Genomic DNA, 15676 nt, shown 5'->3' on the forward strand with positions numbered 1-15676 from the left:
TTGTCCCTTCATTACCTCTCCGGTACTGCCGTTTAAAGAGACCCAGTCTCCTTCTTTAATAACAGTTCCGCCAACTTCAAATTGTTTTTCTTTGTAGTTGATATTTATCGCGCCGCAGCCTGCGACGCAGCATTTTCCCATGCCTCGGGCAACTACAGCCGCATGAGAAGTCATACCGCCGCGCGCGGTCAATATTCCTTGCGCTGCATCCATTCCGCCGATATCTTCAGGGGAAGTTTCAATCCTTATAAGAATGACTTTCTTCCCGTCTTTTGCCAGTGCTTCGGCTTCATCGGCGTGAAAAATTGCCTGTCCTGTTGCGGCTCCGGGGGAGGCGGGAAGTCCTTTTGCAATAACTTCTTTTTTTGCTTTTGGGTCAAACATGGGGTGAAGAAGTTGGTCTAACTGGTCGGGAGAAATTCTCATAAGCGCTGTTTTTTGATCAATCAATTTTTCTTGCACCATGTCTACCGCAATTTTAAGGGCGGCGGCGGCTGTTCTTTTTCCTGTTCTTGTCTGAAGCATCCAAAGTTTCCCTTTTTGGATTGTAAACTCAATATCCTGCATTTCTTTATAATGCTTTTCAAGTTTTTTGTAGATAGCTTCAAGAGTTTTATATGGCGTTGGCATTACATCTTCCAATGTTTTTTGGTCAGCGGAAGATTTTGTCGATTTGTTTATCGGTTGGGGAGTTCTGATCCCCGCGACAACGTCTTCTCCCTGCGCGTTAATCAAATATTCTCCGTAAAATTTTCTTTCTCCTGTTGCGGGATTTCTTGTAAAGGCAACTCCGGTTCCGGAATCGTCGCCCATATTTCCAAAAACCATTGCCTGCACATTAACAGCTGTTCCCCAATCATGAGGAATCTTGTTGATATTTCTGTATTTTATAGCCCTATCTCCCATCCATGAGCCAAATACCGCTTCAACTGCTCCCCAAAGCTGTTTCCATGGGTCTTCAGGGAAATTAATTCCTTTTCTTTCTTTGATGGCTGATTTAAAACGTTTTACTAATTCTTTTAAATCTTCTGTCGCAAGCTCAAGATCGAGCTTTACGCCTTTTTCTTCTTTTACTTTATCCATTATCTCTTCGAAAGGATCGATATCTGTTTTTGTTTGAGGCTTAAGACCAAGAACGACATCTCCATACATTTGGACAAACCTTCTGTAAGAATCCCAAGCAAACCTTTCATTCCCAGACATTTCAACTAATCCTAAAACGGTTTCGTCGTTTAACCCTAGGTTTAAAACAGTATCCATCATTCCAGGCATCGATATTCTTGCGCCGGAACGGACAGAAACAAGGAGAGGATTTTTCTTGTCTCCAAATTTCGCTCCCATTGTAGCTTCAATATGCTTAATCCCTTCTTTTATTTGGGCATCAAGCTCTTTTGGATATTTGCGGTTCATTTTATAATAAACCGTGCACATCTCTGTGGTAATTGTAAATCCTGCCGGCACTGGGATTCCAAGTGATCCCATTTCTGCAAGATTTGCCCCTTTACCACCGAGGAGGTTTTTCATTTTTGCGTCACCGTCTGTCTTCTTCCCGCCGAACCTATAAATATACTTTGTGTTCTTTCCCGATTTCTTTGCCATTTTTACTACATCTCCTTTTATACATCAATACTAATTAACTTTTACCAGAAGCGCTCCTTTCTTAATATATTATTAAAATAAATTTTGATTATAATTCTCTGCCGATAAAATACAAGTTTATCATGAAGGAAAGCTTAGTTTCAAGAGAAGCGCTGGAAGTTAAGTGTGAGTAGTTAGTATTTAGCTCTAAGTAATTTGTAATTAGCAATTGTAATTTGTATTTGGTTTTTACAAATTACAAAATACTAACTACAAACCACAAAAACTGGAGCCGAGGGGGATTGAACCCCTGACCTCTTGACTGCCAGTCAAGCGTTCTCCCAGCTGAACTACGGCCCCGTATAACCTAAAACCATTAACAGATGACTTATAACAAAATCATTAATGGTATATAATAGCTTTCTTTCCCCACAATTCTTCAAGATTATAGTAACTTCGTTCTTTTTCAAGCATTATGTGGACAATGACCTCTCCTAAATCAAAGATTATCCATCCTGACTTTGTACTCCCTTCCCATAAAAAATCCTTAATCCCTGCTTTTTTTAGTTGGGATTCTATCTCTCTTGCAATGGCTTTAACATGTGGATCTGCATCCCCCGATACCACAATCATATAATCGGTCATTCGATCCAGAAAACTTAAATCCAGGGTGATTGGATTTATTGCTTTTTTATCTTCAGCCCACTTTATTATAAGTGATAAAAGCTTTTCAGTCGATATGTTTTTTGACATATTTTTTGTGCAAGTTTATTATAAACTTATAATAAAAATTCCTCTACAGATTCTTTGATTTTTTCGGGGAATGGTTCCATGTAATATATTCCGTTTATTATATCATCATAACCTGGAAGCGATGTCATCTTTATTTCGCCGTAGTCATAAATTTTTCTCATGTTAAGAGCTAATCCCATAATTTGTTTTGTAGAAAGATTTGTGTCAAGACAACTGAAAAGTTTTAATATCAGTTGTGGAGATTTCATAAAGTTTTGCTTGCTTGTAAGTTGTTTGGCAAACGATCTTACAAATTCTTGCTGTCTTTTAATCCTTTGTAGGTCTCCGCCGTCTGATCTGTACCTAAGATACAAAACAGCATCTTTCCCTGAAAGTTTTTGTAGCCCCGGTTTTAAATCTACAAAAAGATTTTGTGAATGGTCAACATAGTACATTCTTTTCTCAACGTTTATTTCAACCCCGCCTATTTCATCTATTATTGTTTTTAAACCCGGGAAATTAATTGCTATATAAAAAGGAATCTTTACATTTAAAAATTGTTCTACAGTTGATTTTGCAAGGGAGACCCCTCCATATGCAAAAGCGTGGTTTATTTTGTCGTTCCCTCTTGCGGGAATATTTACTCTTAGGTCTCTTGGTATGGAAATTATTCCTATTTTGTTTTTTGACGGGTCAATATTTACTACCATCATTGTATCGGATCTTTTAGCGTAGCCTTCCTGATCAATCCCCAAAATTAAAATGTTTGTTTTTCCGAGAAGTTTTTCTCCGGGCATTAAAGTTAACATGGTTTCAAAAAGCATAAATTTTGAAAATAGTGCGACACCCAAACCGAGGAGGGACGATAAAAAAACGACCAAGAATATTAAAACCCCTATAAAAATTTTTCTTAAAATATCCTTGTGTTTTTTTGGGGTGTTGGGATTAGATTTTTTATCAAAAGTTTCTTCTTTTTTGTATATTTTTTTTATAAGATCAAACCCAGGATCATTATTTTTTTCATTCATTTGTTTTCAAATAATAATTGCGAGTTTTTACAGTTTCGCAGGCAATTGGAAGTTTTTGAAGGAGAAGATCTCTTATCATTGAGCTTGTGCATTTAAATATTGCTTTATCCATATTTTTGAAGGATAACTCTCTGATTGCTTCTATCCCTTTGTATTTTCTTTCTGGTTCTGTATGATCGGCCAAGTATATAATCTTTTCAAGAAGGGACATCTTTTTTGATCCTACAGTATGTTTTTTAATGGCCAGTAAAATTGACTTCTTTTGTACGCCAAATTTCTTTCTTGATAAAACAAAACTTAAATTTGCATGAATTGTGCCAGGATGAGCTTTTTCTTCTGAATTTATCGGAATCTTTAACTTTTTTGCTTCTGTAAGTATTTTTTCTTTTGAGACATATTTCCCGCAATCGTGCAAAAGGCCCGCAATAGATGCGTCCTCTACATTTGCTTTGTGTATTTTTGCCAGCTTAATAGCGGTTTTTTGGACTCTTACGGAATGAGCAAAACGGAGCGGAGAAAGCCATTTTTTTAATTTTTTTTTAATCTTTTCTTCATCCATTTTTTTCTTTTCTTTTAGCTTCGTTAATATTGATTGTTCTTCCTCCTAAAGTAGCTCCATTTAAATTTGTCATGATTTTTTCGGCATGCTCATCATTTACCTCAACAAAACCATATCCTTTAGATCTGCCGGTCTCTTTTTCTTTTATTATGCGTGCGGCAATAACTGGCGCATGTGGTTCGATAAAAGAGCTCAACTCTTCTTCATTTGTTTTCCACGGCAAGTTGCCGAAATATAGCGTTTTTGCCATTTTTTCACCTGCCTCTCTTTTTTAAATAATAAGACTTGGAGCCACGGTTAAAACAATAATTTTCTTTCAATTTAGAACTTTTAAATGATAACGTATGCCGCAATGCTTTGTCAAGAATTTGGAATAACTGAACCCCGATTTCCTAATCGGGGTGAATAATCGGGGCTAATACTTTTCTTTCTACAATCTCATATAAATGATATAATTATTGCCAATGAAAAAAACAGGATTAATAGGATATCCTTTAGGGCATAGTATCTCTCCTGCAATGCACAATGCTGCTTTTAAAGCTTTGGGAATAGATGCTGAGTATTCTCTTTACGAAGTTCGTCCTGAGGAATTAGGAGATGAAGTTGATGATTTCAGAGGGAATGATTATCTGGGTTTTAACGTTACTGTTCCTTATAAATGTGATTTAATGAGATATGTTGATGATGTTACTAAATTGGCCGATCTTATAGGGGCCATAAATACTGTTGTAAATCGTGATGACAAACTCATAGGTTATAATACAGATGGGCCTGCTTTTATTCAATCTTTGAATGAAGACGGAAATTTTGATCCAAAAGATAAAATTGCTGTTGTGTTGGGTGCTGGTGGAGCTGGGCGGGCAGTCTCTGTCATGCTTGCCGAATCTAAAGCTAAAAAAATAATTATTTCTGATGTTATTTCTGAAAAAGCTGAGGAGCTTGCAGGTTATATTAACGCTGAGTTGCATTGCAAATGTAAATTTATCCCTATTGACGGGATAGGAGGGATAATAAAAGAGGCTCAGCTTTTAGTAAATTCGTCTCCGATTGGAATGTATCCAAAAGTTGAAGAGATCCCTCTCCCTTACGATTGCGAATTGCATTCCCATTTAGTTGTATATGATCTTGTTTACAATCCAAGAGAGTCACGGCTTCTTAAAAAAGCTAAAGAGGCTGGCGCAAAAGCTATTTCAGGGCTTGGAATGTTGGTTAGACAAGGCGCGCTTGCTTTTTCTATATTTACTGACGAAGAACCCCCCATTGAAATTATGTGGGAAGCTGCTGAAAAAGCCTTGATAAACCGATAATCTCCTTCTCTTTTTTGAAATCTGTCCCTTTTTCACCTTGATTATTCATACTCGAGTAATGTTTGACAATTTGTTGGTTATTGATTCTGACGTGAACCCCGATTCTCCTAATCGGGGTGAATAATCGGGGTTCACGGGGCGTGTTGCGAAATTAGGCTTAGCCTTTGTAAAAACAAGTTAGTTCTGACGATTTTTTAAACATTTTTGACGAATACCCGCCTTGTAATACCAAATAATTCCTTGGTATGAAAATTGCTAGTAAATATTTGAAGTCACAAATTGCGACCTCAAGTTGGAGCAGGAGAAGAATCTTATGGCGTCGCCTGAAAAGCCAAAAACAAAAATAGGATTTATAAAATGAAAAATTTAATACCCGTGGAAAGAATAGAAAACAAAATTTATTTAATAAGAAATCAAAAAGTAATATTTGATTTCGATTTGGCAGAATTCTATGAAGTTCCTACTAAAAGATTAAATGAACAGGTTAAGCGAAACTTGGACAGATTCCCCGATGATTTTATGTTTCAACTTACTGAAGATGAGTGTGCGGTCTTATTATCTTCGGCGTTTGTTGTAAGTGATAAAGAAAGGGATAAATTGAGGTCGCAATTTGCGACCTCAAAAAAAGGAGGAAGACGATATTTGCCATATGCCTTTACTGAACAGGGAATTGCAATGCTCTCTTCAGTATTGAAAAGTAAAAGAGCAGTCCAGATGAATATATTCATAATGAGAGCTTTTGTGAAATTAAGGGAAGTTTTAGCCACGCATAAAGACCTTGTCCAGAAGTTTAAAAAACTTGAGATGAGAATAGGTAAGCACGATAGAGAGATAATAATTATATTTGACGCAATCAGAAAGCTTATGGCGCCGTCTGAAAAGCCAAAAACAAAAATAGGATTTATAAAATGAAAAATTTAATACCTGTGGAAAGAATAGAAAACAAAATTTATTTAATAAGAGGACAGAGGGTTATGTTGGATAAAGACATTGCTAATCTTTATGGAATTAAAACTTTTGTTCTCAATCAAGCAGTAAAAAGAAATTTAAAAAGATTCCCTTCTGACTTTATGTTTAAATTAGGCAAGATTGAGGCAGAATGGCTGGTATCACAAAATGTGATACCACACAAAAAATATTTTGGCGGACATTTGCCGTATGTTTTTTCAGAAAACGGAGTTGCAATGCTTTCTTCTGTTTTAAAGAGTGAAAAGGCTGTTGAAGTAAATATTCAAATAATGAGGACATTCACAAAATTAAGAAATATATTGTCCGAAAGCAAGGAGCTATCCACAAAACTTGAAAAATTAGAAGAAAGGATTAATTCTCATGACAAAGAGATAGTAGTTATCTTTGAAGCAATCAGAAGACTTATGGCGCTGCCTGAAAAGCCAAAAACAAAAATAGGATTTATAAGCCCCACATCAAAATTCTTTGATAGTGAGGGCAAAAGAATAAAACTTAAATTAATCATCTTGATTTTATTATTTCCGTTTTTTCTTTCAGCCTGCAATCCTTCCGATTCGCAGGTTGATGACAAAGAGAAAAAGAGAGAGGCTCTTAACCAGGAAAATGAGATAGTTGTTGATCAACCGTCAGAAGAGACTGTTTCTCAAAAACCGGTGTTTTTGTATTCTAAACAGATGGGGAATATTATCTCTTTAAAGAGCGAGCCAGTTGAAACACTTCTCGGGTTTGCCCGTGTTGCTGGGGTTATATACGGCACTCCCTCCAGGGCTCTCATCGAAATAGGTGGTAAGGGGGCTTTGGTCGCTAGGGGGGAAGATATTGGCCCGTATAAGGTTGAAAGAATTTCTGAAAAGGAGGTTATTTTATGTTTGGGGAAATAAAAGATCACAATGGGGCTGCGATTAATTACATCTTTACCTTAATAACCTCCTTCTTTATAATTATTTTTTTGTTGATGGGGAATTGTTTTGCGGAAGATATAATTAGAAAAATTGATTTTGATAATGCTAATGTTTTGGATGTTGTAGGAGCGCTTGCTCTTCAGGCAGGATTGGATATTGTTCTTCCATCAGATCCATCCTCGCAGAAAAAGGTAACTCTTCATCTAAGAAATGTTAATCCTTCTGAAGCAATAGATTATATTTTAAAGACAAACGGATTTACTTGTGAAAAGAAAGGAAATTCAATACTTGTATCAACCCTCCCTCAAGATTTGTCACAAACAGGATATGAACGGGTTTACGGGGCTATTGAATTAAAATACCTATCTGCTGATAAAGTTTCTACCATCTTAAACAAGATACTTCCCAATCTCTCTGTTATCGTGGGGGGGATGTCTAATCGTTTAATAGTAGGAGGGAAGGAGAGCGAGGTTTCTGATGCAAAAAGACTTATCCAGAAAATAGATCTCCCTGTTCCCCAGATATTGCTTGAAGGGCAGGTTGTAGAGATATCGAAAAGCGATTCCGTACGAATGGGGGTTGATTACAATAATGGAATTTTTAGATTTATAAATGAAGATTGTGAGGATATAAGGAGTACAATTAACGCTTTAATATCAAAAGGTGAAGCCCATGTTGTAGCTTCTCCTCGAATTGCGACACTTGATAACTGTGAGGCTGTAATAAATATAGGGAGCCGAATCCCTTATGCTGTACCGGTCTCTTCGACCTCTACCTCTACTCAATGGACGATAGAATATATAGATGCGGGAGTAAAACTTAAAATTACCCCTCAGCTTGGAAAAGATTCCCAAATTGTAATGACTCTTGCGCCTGAGGTCTCTTCAATCTCTGAGTGGAGGACTACCCCGGCAGGAGAATTTCCTGTAATTTCGACGCGCAACGCATCTGCGACACTCAAAACCAAAAATGGGGAGATGATTGTTGTTGGCGGGCTCGATTCAGAAACAGAAAGGACAAATGTTGCAAAAGTTCCTATTTTGGGTCAAATACCAATTTTGGGATTATTGTTTCAAAACAAAACAGTTGAGAAAGCAAAGACAGAGATTGTGTTTATGATAACACCGTATGTGATTTAGGTTTGTATGTCGCAAATTTTTATCAAGAGCCTGATAGCCTTAAACTGCTTGCGATATTCGCGTTCTTCACCCCGATTATCCTAATCGGGGTTCATAAGGCATAGAGATGTTTTTTACAAAACACCTTTAGTTGAAGGGATCCCCTTTTTCCGCGGATTGATCTTACATGCATTGGAGAGGGCTACTCCAAATGCCTTGAAAAGCGATTCAATTTTATGGTGTGTATTTTTCCCGCGAATAAGGTCGATATGCAGGGAAATCCCGGCCTTATAAACAAACGATTCGAAAAATTCGCGGAGCATTTCAGGATCTAAAACAAGGTTGATATTCTTTTTTTTGAATTTTGCGAGCAATATTTCCGGCTCAAACTTAACTTTATAGGTTAAATGTGGCCTGCCGCTTATGTCAATTGCCGCTTTGATATCAGACAGCGATTCGTCCATAGGGATTATCGCGTGCCCGTATCTCTCAATCTGTTTTTTATTGCCAAGCGCTTTGGCGAAAGCCTCTCCGAGGCAAATCCCAGTATCTTCAAAGAGATGATGTATGTCTACATCTATATCTCCTGTCGCTTTGAGAGCTATGTCAAAAAGGCCGTGTTTGGCAAAGAGGGTAAACATGTGAGAGAGAAAGGGGATAGGGTAATCGATTTTACTTTTGCCGGTTCCGTCAATCGTAAGTTTTAGGCTGATATCGGTTTCTTTGGTTTTTCGTTTTATTGTAGCGGATCGTTTTTTCATGATTACCCCTTTTTACTTATATTTATTTCTTGAGAAACCATTTGTTTTACGGCTCTTTCGAGCAATTGTTTATTTGGCAATGATAATTTGTATTTTGAAGCAAATAGTTTATTTGAGATGCCACCTAAAGCAAATTCTACAAGCACATGATCTTTTTCCGCACCTAAAACTATGCCTATTGGTTCGTTGTCATCTTTTGCCATCTCTTCTTTATTGAAGTAATTTAGATATAAATTCATTTGTCCTATATCTTGGTGTGTTACATTTCCAACTTTTAGGTCTATCAATACAAAACATTTTAATATTCGATGATAAAACACAAGGTCTACATAAAAATGTTTATTGGCTAAAGATATTCTAAATTGTCTGGCGACAAAAGAAAAGCCTTGTCCTAATTCGAGAAGAAAATTCTGCATGTTATCTATTATTTTTTCTTCAAGTTCTTTTTCTGAAAACTTATAATCTTGAGGGAGACCTAGAAACTCCAGTACATAAGGATCTTTTACTATGTCTTCTGCTTTTTCTATCTCTTGTCCTTTTTGTGCGAGCTTTAGTACTCCTTTTTTATCCTTACTAAGAGCTAGTCTTTCAAACAGCATTGAGTTTATCTGACGGTCAAGCTCTCTTGTGCTCCATTTTTGGATAATACATTCTTTTTCATAAAAAGAACGAGCTAACACATCACTTACTGAAATTAATGATACAATATGCGTCCAAGACAAAAATCCAGGCATTGACTGGATTTTTGGATATGCAAGATAAAATCTTCTAAAATTAAATACATTAGATCTGCTAAAACCTTTGCCATGATTTTTTCTTAAATCGTAGGATATTTTATCTAATAATTGTGAGCCATAATCTGCTTTTTCGTTGGTTTTTTGCTCATAAGTTACGATATGCTCTCCTATTTCCCAATAAGTTTTTACTAAAAAAGTATTTATTTGACGGAAAACATGACTTCTGGCTCTTTTTAAGAGAGAGTCTATTGAATTTAATAAGGTTTTATAGGGTTTTTCTTTTATTTTTTTAGTAATTAATAATCGTTTTTTCATATTATATTAAGGTTCAAGGCTTCGATGTGTTGAGGGATCAAGAAAATCAAAAAATGAAAACTCGAAACCTTTACCCCGATTATTCACCCCAGAATCAATAACTAACAAATTGTCAAACATTACTTACGGGGTGAATAATCGGGGTTTATATAATTTTATCATTAAGTTGAGGGGAAAAATAGCTGAAATTTTTGTGGAGGTGGAAGGATAAAGGATAAAGAATAAAAAAGGAGATGGATATAATGACATTAGTACGAGCAGGAGGGGCTACAGCAGGGAGAGTTTCGGGTTATGCATCAGTGCTTGGTATTCTTTATAGAGGGCGCTATGAAAGCATAAAAATTTCTAGTCGAAATATTACTCCGAAATTATGGTGTGGAGAGTATAAAACAGGGGTAAAAGCCCAAACACTTTTACTTGAAACAAGAAGTATATTGGCTTTAAGTAGAAATGTTTCAGATTATAATATTTTGTCTTGTCTTTATAAAGAACGTTTTTCCAGTAATGATAGAAACTTTCTTAGGGATTACTTTCAAACTTGTCCTCGTCCCTGGTTGAGAGTGTTTTATAGTGATGATTATTCCAGACATTTAAGTGTGGAACCTCATGCTCATCAAAGGGGTCGGTTTGTTGTTGACCTGCTTGCATTTTTTATAAGCAACGGGATTAATGTCACATCTTTACATGATAGAGAAAAAATAAAACTTCTTAAAGCTGTTTCAGACGCAGAAATTACGAATGTGGTTTATGATAAGGCTACATGTGAGCATGCTGTAAAAAGAGATTCTTATGGAAGTTTCTCAGCTACTGTGGCAGAGCTGTATGGAGAAAAAATAAATACTTATTTAAGCAAGCTTGTTGCTGATATGAACCGTGTTTTGAATGGTTCGGGGCATATAGTTTTGACGGATTAGGCTACAACTTTACCCCGATTATGATAATTGGGGTTTATTTAAATATTTTTCAGCTTTGTCTGACAATTTAATGCCGTTGTTCTTGAAATATTGCAGGACTTTTTTTAGGTTCTCGACATTTAGTAAATTAGCGGAAAAAGAAAATGGGGAATCGGCGAAATTAAATCTTATATTTTTTATTCCAATTAATTCATAACAGTCGATGCTCTCTATCTGATCAAGGTTTTTTTTGTGTTTAAGGATAACCCTGTATTCTATTTTGTCGGGAAATATTTTTAAAAAAGGATTGAAAGTGTTGCGCGCTATTGCCCAATAAGGGATATCTTTAATTCCGGTATAAGCTCCAATTATAGGAATCTGCAGCCCTTCCGGAGATAAATTTTCTATAGGCTGAATTTGAACTAAAGCCGGTTTAAATATTTTTTTGTATAACAGAAACAAAATCAAAGGGACTGTAATTAAATTGAATATAAAAACTATTATTACAATAATGGTAATGTCTATATTTTCCATAAAAAGCTCCTTTAAAATAATTTTTCCGCAGTAAAAAGCTCTTTTTTCGCAACAAGACCTAAATGCTCATATGCTAGGGCTGTGGCAACTCTGCCCCTTGGAGTTCTGTTAATAAAACCTATCTGCATTAAGTACGGTTCGTAAATGTCTTCTATTGTATCTGTCTCCTCGGCTATTGAGGCGGCAAGGGTTGAAACTCCGACTGGCCCCCCTTCATATTTTTCTATAATTGTTTGCAAAAGTTTTCTATCTATACTGTCTAGCCCCAGATTGTCTATTCCAAGACTGTCTAGGGCCTCATGAGCAATATTTATCGTTATTATTCCGTCCGCCTTAACCTGCGCAAAGTCACGGACGCGGCGCAACAGCCTATTTGCGATGCGAGGAGTTCCTCTAGCCCTCCTTGCAATCTCTTTTGCGCCATCAGGTTGTATTTGGATTTCCAAAACCTTTGCCGCGCGCATAATTATCTTTTCAAGTTCTGATGACTTGTAAAATTCAAGTCTTCCTAACATTCCAAACCTGTCACGAAGAGGAGAGGATAAAAGTCCAGCTCTTGTTGTAGCCCCAATCAGAGTAAATTTTGGAAGTTCAAGTCGTATGCTCCTTGCGCTTGGGCCTTTACCAATGACAATATCAAGTGCAAAATCTTCCATAGCCGGATACAAGACTTCCTCCACAACCTTGTTTAATCTGTGGATTTCATCTATAAATAAGATATCAAATTCTTTAAGATTGGTTAAAATCGCAGCCAGGTCTCCTGCGCGCTCAATCGCAGGCCCTGATGTCACTTTGATTTCAACTCCCATCTCTTGCGAGATGATATGGGCGAGTGTTGTTTTCCCAAGCCCCGGCGGGCCATAAAATAGAGTATGCTCCAAATGCTCACCCCTGTTTTTAGCTGCCGAAATTGCGATTGTGAGGTTTTCTTTAAGCTTCTTTTGTCCGATAAAAGAATCGAGCCTTTTGGGACGGATTGAGCTTTTGTCTAAGTCTTCTTCTCTTTTATCTAAAGATACAATTCTTGCTTCTTCAGTCATAAATCCTCTTGTATTGATAATAGCTTCCCATTACTTTTTGGACATAATAGCGTGTTTCACGGATAGGTATTTTTTGCACAAATTCGTCAATGTCTAACTTTCCCATATCTCCGCCATACCATTCATTTATCCATTTTTTTACCCTCGCAGGGCCACCATTATATCCTGCCAAAGCCAAAGAGAGATTTCCATCAAATCGTTTAATTAAGTTTGACAAATAATAGGTTCCCATTTCTATATTAAGTCCCGTTTCATACATTTTTCCTCGAGAAAAAGGGCTTATTTCAAGCTGTTTTGCAATTATATTCCCTGTTGAAGGAATTATTTGCATAAGTCCATGGGCCCTGGAACTTGACAATGCTTTTGGGTTAAATCTGCTCTCTTCTCTTATCACAGCAAGGGTAAGATATGGGTCTACACCATACTTGTTTGATGATGCTACCACTTTTTCCCAAAAACCTTTTGGATATGCGATTTGCCAAATATCTTCGGACAAACTGTCAGCATTTCCAGCCAAAATGGCGTTTGAAACTCTTTTTTCCACATATTTCAAAGGGGTTGAAACCTCCCCTGATTTTTGCATTATTTTTGCAAGACTGTATTGTGCCGACTCTTTTTCAAGCCCGTCCGTGTGAGATAAAATATATTTTGCCTCTTGTGCCGCAAACTTTGTAAGTCCAGCGTCTATCAGCATTTTGTATCTTTGTATGGAATCGGAGATCTCCTTCTCACCCAAAAGATGATTATTCCTTTCCTGCCAGTTGTCCATAATTTCTGTAAGTTCGTCTTCTTCGATATCTTCATCGGTTAAAATTTTCTCTTTCCCGTTTTTCTCTTTATTAAATGAAGATTCAGGGGATTTGTATCCAAGTTCGGTTAATTTTTCTTTTGCTCTGTACGCCTGGTATGTATGATCAAACCTTTGTGCCAGATAGTAATAAATTCCCGCAGCGTCTTTTGGGTGACCGAGTTTTTCTGCCAACTTTCCCCACCAGAACAAACATTGTGGAGTTTCACTCCCTACAGGATGATTTTTTGCCTGGGAATAAACCAGGTAGGATTTTTCATAGTCTCCCATTTCGTAATAAATATGTCCTGCCCTCAAAATCGCGCCGTCAACATAATAACTGTTTGGATGATTTATAATCAGTTTTAAATAATAATCTAGAGCAGACTTTGGACTGTCATATTTTTCGCAATACATGCCAAGGTAATATAATGATCTGTCTTTATACTTGCTGTTTGGATAGTTATCAATTGATTTTTTGAGCAGGCTTATCGCTTTGGCATATTCTCTTTTTTGACCGTATTTCCTTCCAAGTTTGTACAGTTGCCATGCTTGTGAGGAGTCTAGGATATCCGGATAATATTGTTCCGTGGAAGAGACGATTTTGTCTGATGTACTTTCTATCTCTCCAAGTTTTATTAGAGCTTTTTTAGTGTAAGCATGTTTTGGGTAGTCTTTTGCAAGTCTGCTAAAAAGCTTTGCGGCGCTTTCATAATCTTTCTGCTTATAAAAAGACATCCCTTTTAAATAAAGTTCTTCCGGAGAAGCTTTGAAGTTTAAATTTTTGTCTTTTTCCGAAAGAGTTTTCATCTCTTCGCGAGCCAATTTTGCCGAATAACTTAGAGGATAGTAAAGGTCCGCGCTATTAAAAGCGGCATAAGCGTTTTGCCAATCTTTTTTTCCCTTAAAAATTTCTCCCCTTATAAAAAACATCCTGCTACCCCATGAGCCATTGGGAAACAAATCGATGTAATTTTTTGTCTGGGTTAACGCATAATCGTCCCTATTCCCTTTAAAGTAACTCTCTGCAAGATAGTAGTTTGCGTCTTCAAAAAGAAGGCTCTCTTTGTATTTTTGAATAAAATCGGCAAATTCAAAAGCGGCACTATCATATTCTTTATTCTGGTAATATGCCTGCGCTAGGCCAAAGAGGGAATAAGGTTTTAAGGGAGCAAAAGATTCTTCAGTGCTGGTTTCCGCCTTAAAGAAGAAATATAAAGCCTCCTTTGGATTCTCTTTATTTAAAAGCTCAAACCCTTGCGCCAGGTCTTGTTCTGTCTGCGCTTCTGCGATCAAGGTTAAACAAAAAAGAAGCATTAAAACGGAGATAAAAAACTTCATTGGATTTAAAATTTTAACACATTTGGAAGAGATATGCTAGAATATTCCTATGCCGGAACTCAGACAAAATCCAGCAACAAAAGAGTGGGTTATAATTGCGACCGAGCGGGCCAGACGCCCCGAAGATTTTCCCCAAAAACCGCCTGAAACAGAAACTCCCGGGCAGATAGAAAAATGTCCATTTTGTGAAGGACATGAGGGTGAGACACCCCCTGAAATATTTGCTTATCGTGCGTATGGAACAGCTCCAAATTCTCCTGGCTGGTGGATTAGGGTTATTCCGAATAAATTTGCGGCTCTTGTTCGTGATGGTTTACCCAAAAGAGAAAAAATAGATCATTTTTTCCGTCGTATGGATGGGGTCGGTGACCACGAAGTTTTGATCGAGCATCCGAAACACGATTTTACAATTGCTACAATGGAGCAGAAACAGGTTGAAGAGGTTTTTTTGGTTTATCGTGAAAGATATTTGGCTTTGTGCAAAGATCCAAAATTTGAGCTCGTAATGATATTTAAAAACCATGGACAGGCAGCGGGGACATCTGTCAGACATCCACATTCGCAGATTATAGCAAGTCCTGTAACTCCCCAGCATTTGCGCCACAAACTTGAAGAGGCGATGAGGTTTTTTGACGACAACGGCGAATGTGTTTACTGTATGATGATCCAAAAAGAACTTGCAGCCAAAGAGCGGATGGTTTTAGAGACGGACAATTTTGTTGCCTTTGAGCCTTTTGCGTCACGTTCTCCCTTTGAGACTTTAATAATTCCTAAAAAACACAGTTCTTCCTTTCAGTTTATAACCGCAGATGAAACAAAAGAACTGGCATATATTGCAAAGACAATCCTTTCCACACTTTATAAGTCACTAAAAGATCCCGATTATAATTATGTGATTCATTCTTCTCCGTGCCACGAGAAGGAGCTTGAATACTATCATTGGCATATTCAAATTTTGCCGAGGATTACGGCGCTTGCCGGATTTGAACTCGGATCCGGTATTTATATAAATACTGTTATACCGGAAAAAGCTGCGGAATTTTTGCGGAATGCATAAAGACTAAAATGCCCATAA

The 15676-nt window shown here is 37.1% G+C and carries 15 protein-coding genes, 1 tRNA gene and 1 pseudogene; 6 read left to right on the forward strand and 11 right to left on the reverse strand.

The features are described 5' to 3' along the window. The 6 genes and pseudogenes from A2290_01110 to A2290_01135 all read right to left on the reverse strand — a co-directional run bounded on the left by A2290_01110 (position 1) and on the right by A2290_01135 (position 4147). Positions 1-1599, reverse strand: a pseudogene (locus tag A2290_01110) (pyruvate, phosphate dikinase). A 266-nt stretch (positions 1600-1865) separates the two neighbouring features. Beyond that, a tRNA-Ala gene (locus A2290_01115) sits at positions 1866-1938 on the reverse strand. Between the two features lie 42 nt (positions 1939-1980). Beyond that, the gene (locus tag A2290_01120) at positions 1981-2319 is read right to left on the reverse strand and encodes a ribosome silencing factor (GenBank protein ID OGC14687.1); all 339 of its coding nucleotides are present in this window, start codon (positions 2317-2319) and stop codon (positions 1981-1983) included. Between the two features lie 38 nt (positions 2320-2357). Further along, positions 2358-3338, reverse strand: a complete 981-nt coding sequence (locus A2290_01125) for a hypothetical protein (GenBank protein OGC14633.1) — start codon at positions 3336-3338, stop codon at positions 2358-2360. Beyond that, entirely contained in the window at positions 3331-3897 is a 567-nt protein-coding gene (locus A2290_01130) for a hypothetical protein (protein ID OGC14634.1), read from the reverse strand. The genes A2290_01125 and A2290_01130 overlap by 8 nt, the downstream gene beginning before the upstream one ends. Further along, positions 3890-4147, reverse strand: a complete 258-nt coding sequence (locus A2290_01135) for an RNA-binding protein (protein OGC14635.1) — start codon at positions 4145-4147, stop codon at positions 3890-3892. Before A2290_01135 ends, A2290_01130 begins: the two co-directional genes overlap by 8 nt. A 214-nt stretch (positions 4148-4361) precedes the next feature. Between A2290_01135 and A2290_01140 the strand changes: the two genes are divergently transcribed. The 4 genes from A2290_01140 (at position 4362) to A2290_01155 (ending at position 8214) form a co-directional block, all read left to right on the forward strand. Then, positions 4362-5204 (forward strand): shikimate dehydrogenase, encoded by an 843-nt coding sequence (locus tag A2290_01140; protein OGC14636.1) that lies wholly within the window; start codon positions 4362-4364, stop codon positions 5202-5204. A 357-nt stretch (positions 5205-5561) separates the two neighbouring features. Beyond that, positions 5562-6116, forward strand: a complete 555-nt coding sequence (locus tag A2290_01145) for a DNA-binding protein (protein ID OGC14637.1) — start codon at positions 5562-5564, stop codon at positions 6114-6116. Further along, a complete protein-coding gene (locus A2290_01150; GenBank protein ID OGC14638.1) occupies positions 6113-7054 on the forward strand; it encodes a hypothetical protein in 942 nt (313 codons plus the stop codon). Before A2290_01145 ends, A2290_01150 begins: the two co-directional genes overlap by 4 nt. Then, on the forward strand, positions 7039-8214 hold the full coding sequence (locus tag A2290_01155) for a hypothetical protein (GenBank protein ID OGC14639.1): 1176 nt from the start codon (positions 7039-7041) through the stop codon (positions 8212-8214). The genes A2290_01150 and A2290_01155 overlap by 16 nt, the downstream gene beginning before the upstream one ends. Positions 8215-8327: 113 nt before the next feature. Here A2290_01155 and A2290_01160 read toward each other — a convergent pair whose 3' ends face one another. Both A2290_01160 and A2290_01165 read right to left on the reverse strand, forming a co-directional pair. Next, positions 8328-8954, reverse strand: a complete 627-nt coding sequence (locus tag A2290_01160; protein ID OGC14640.1) for a hypothetical protein — start codon at positions 8952-8954, stop codon at positions 8328-8330. 2 nt (positions 8955-8956) lie between these two features. Continuing rightward, positions 8957-10006 carry a hypothetical protein gene (locus A2290_01165; protein ID OGC14641.1) on the reverse strand — a complete coding sequence of 350 codons (1050 nt, stop codon included), beginning with the start codon at positions 10004-10006 and terminating at the stop codon, positions 8957-8959. 233 nt (positions 10007-10239) lie between these two features. On the opposite strand from A2290_01165, the gene A2290_01170 reads away from it, so the two are divergent. Then, entirely contained in the window at positions 10240-10920 is a 681-nt protein-coding gene (locus A2290_01170) for a hypothetical protein (protein ID OGC14642.1), read from the forward strand. An 18-nt stretch (positions 10921-10938) separates the two neighbouring features. On the opposite strand, the gene A2290_01175 is transcribed toward A2290_01170, so the two are convergent. Genes A2290_01175 through A2290_01185 form a run of 3 tightly spaced genes read right to left on the reverse strand, consistent with a single transcriptional unit; the run spans position 10939 to position 14601 of the window. Further along, complete coding sequence (locus tag A2290_01175) at positions 10939-11433, reverse strand: hypothetical protein (GenBank protein ID OGC14643.1); 495 nt, start codon at positions 11431-11433, stop codon at positions 10939-10941. An 11-nt stretch (positions 11434-11444) separates the two neighbouring features. Beyond that, positions 11445-12473, reverse strand: a complete 1029-nt coding sequence (locus A2290_01180; protein ID OGC14644.1) for a Holliday junction DNA helicase RuvB — start codon at positions 12471-12473, stop codon at positions 11445-11447. Then, positions 12466-14601 (reverse strand): hypothetical protein, encoded by a 2136-nt coding sequence (locus tag A2290_01185; GenBank protein OGC14645.1) that lies wholly within the window; start codon positions 14599-14601, stop codon positions 12466-12468. The genes A2290_01180 and A2290_01185 overlap by 8 nt, the downstream gene beginning before the upstream one ends. A gap of 49 nt (positions 14602-14650) precedes the next feature. On the opposite strand from A2290_01185, the gene A2290_01190 reads away from it, so the two are divergent. Continuing rightward, positions 14651-15658: a galactose-1-phosphate uridylyltransferase gene (locus A2290_01190; protein OGC14646.1), complete on the forward strand. Its 1008-nt coding sequence runs from the start codon at positions 14651-14653 to the stop codon at positions 15656-15658. Positions 15659-15676 lie beyond the last annotated feature (18 nt).

The sequence above is a fragment of the candidate division WOR-1 bacterium RIFOXYB2_FULL_36_35 genome, from assembly GCA_001771505.1.
GTDB lineage: Bacteria > Margulisbacteria > WOR-1 > XYC2-FULL-46-14 > XYC2-FULL-37-10 > XYB2-FULL-36-35.

Excerpts from the sequence above, each read along its gene's own strand:
- A2290_01185 (OGC14645.1), bottom strand. The coding sequence starts at position 14,601 with ATGAAGTTTTTTATCTCCGTTTTAATGCTTCTTTTTTGTTTAACCTTG.
- A2290_01130 (OGC14634.1), bottom strand. The coding sequence starts at position 3,897 with ATGGATGAAGAAAAGATTAAAAAAAAATTAAAAAAATGGCTTTCTCCG.
- A2290_01160 (OGC14640.1), bottom strand. The coding sequence starts at position 8,954 with ATGAAAAAACGATCCGCTACAATAAAACGAAAAACCAAAGAAACCGAT.
- A2290_01125 (OGC14633.1), bottom strand. The coding sequence starts at position 3,338 with ATGAATGAAAAAAATAATGATCCTGGGTTTGATCTTATAAAAAAAATA.
- A2290_01190 (OGC14646.1), top strand. The coding sequence starts at position 14,651 with ATGCCGGAACTCAGACAAAATCCAGCAACAAAAGAGTGGGTTATAATT.
- A2290_01140 (OGC14636.1), top strand. The coding sequence starts at position 4,362 with ATGAAAAAAACAGGATTAATAGGATATCCTTTAGGGCATAGTATCTCT.
- A2290_01170 (OGC14642.1), top strand. The coding sequence starts at position 10,240 with ATGGATATAATGACATTAGTACGAGCAGGAGGGGCTACAGCAGGGAGA.
- A2290_01155 (OGC14639.1), top strand. The coding sequence starts at position 7,039 with ATGTTTGGGGAAATAAAAGATCACAATGGGGCTGCGATTAATTACATC.
- A2290_01135 (OGC14635.1), bottom strand. The coding sequence starts at position 4,147 with ATGGCAAAAACGCTATATTTCGGCAACTTGCCGTGGAAAACAAATGAA.
- A2290_01145 (OGC14637.1), top strand. The coding sequence starts at position 5,562 with ATGAAAAATTTAATACCCGTGGAAAGAATAGAAAACAAAATTTATTTA.
- A2290_01175 (OGC14643.1), bottom strand. The coding sequence starts at position 11,433 with ATGGAAAATATAGACATTACCATTATTGTAATAATAGTTTTTATATTC.
- A2290_01150 (OGC14638.1), top strand. The coding sequence starts at position 6,113 with ATGAAAAATTTAATACCTGTGGAAAGAATAGAAAACAAAATTTATTTA.
- A2290_01165 (OGC14641.1), bottom strand. The coding sequence starts at position 10,006 with ATGAAAAAACGATTATTAATTACTAAAAAAATAAAAGAAAAACCCTAT.
- A2290_01180 (OGC14644.1), bottom strand. The coding sequence starts at position 12,473 with ATGACTGAAGAAGCAAGAATTGTATCTTTAGATAAAAGAGAAGAAGAC.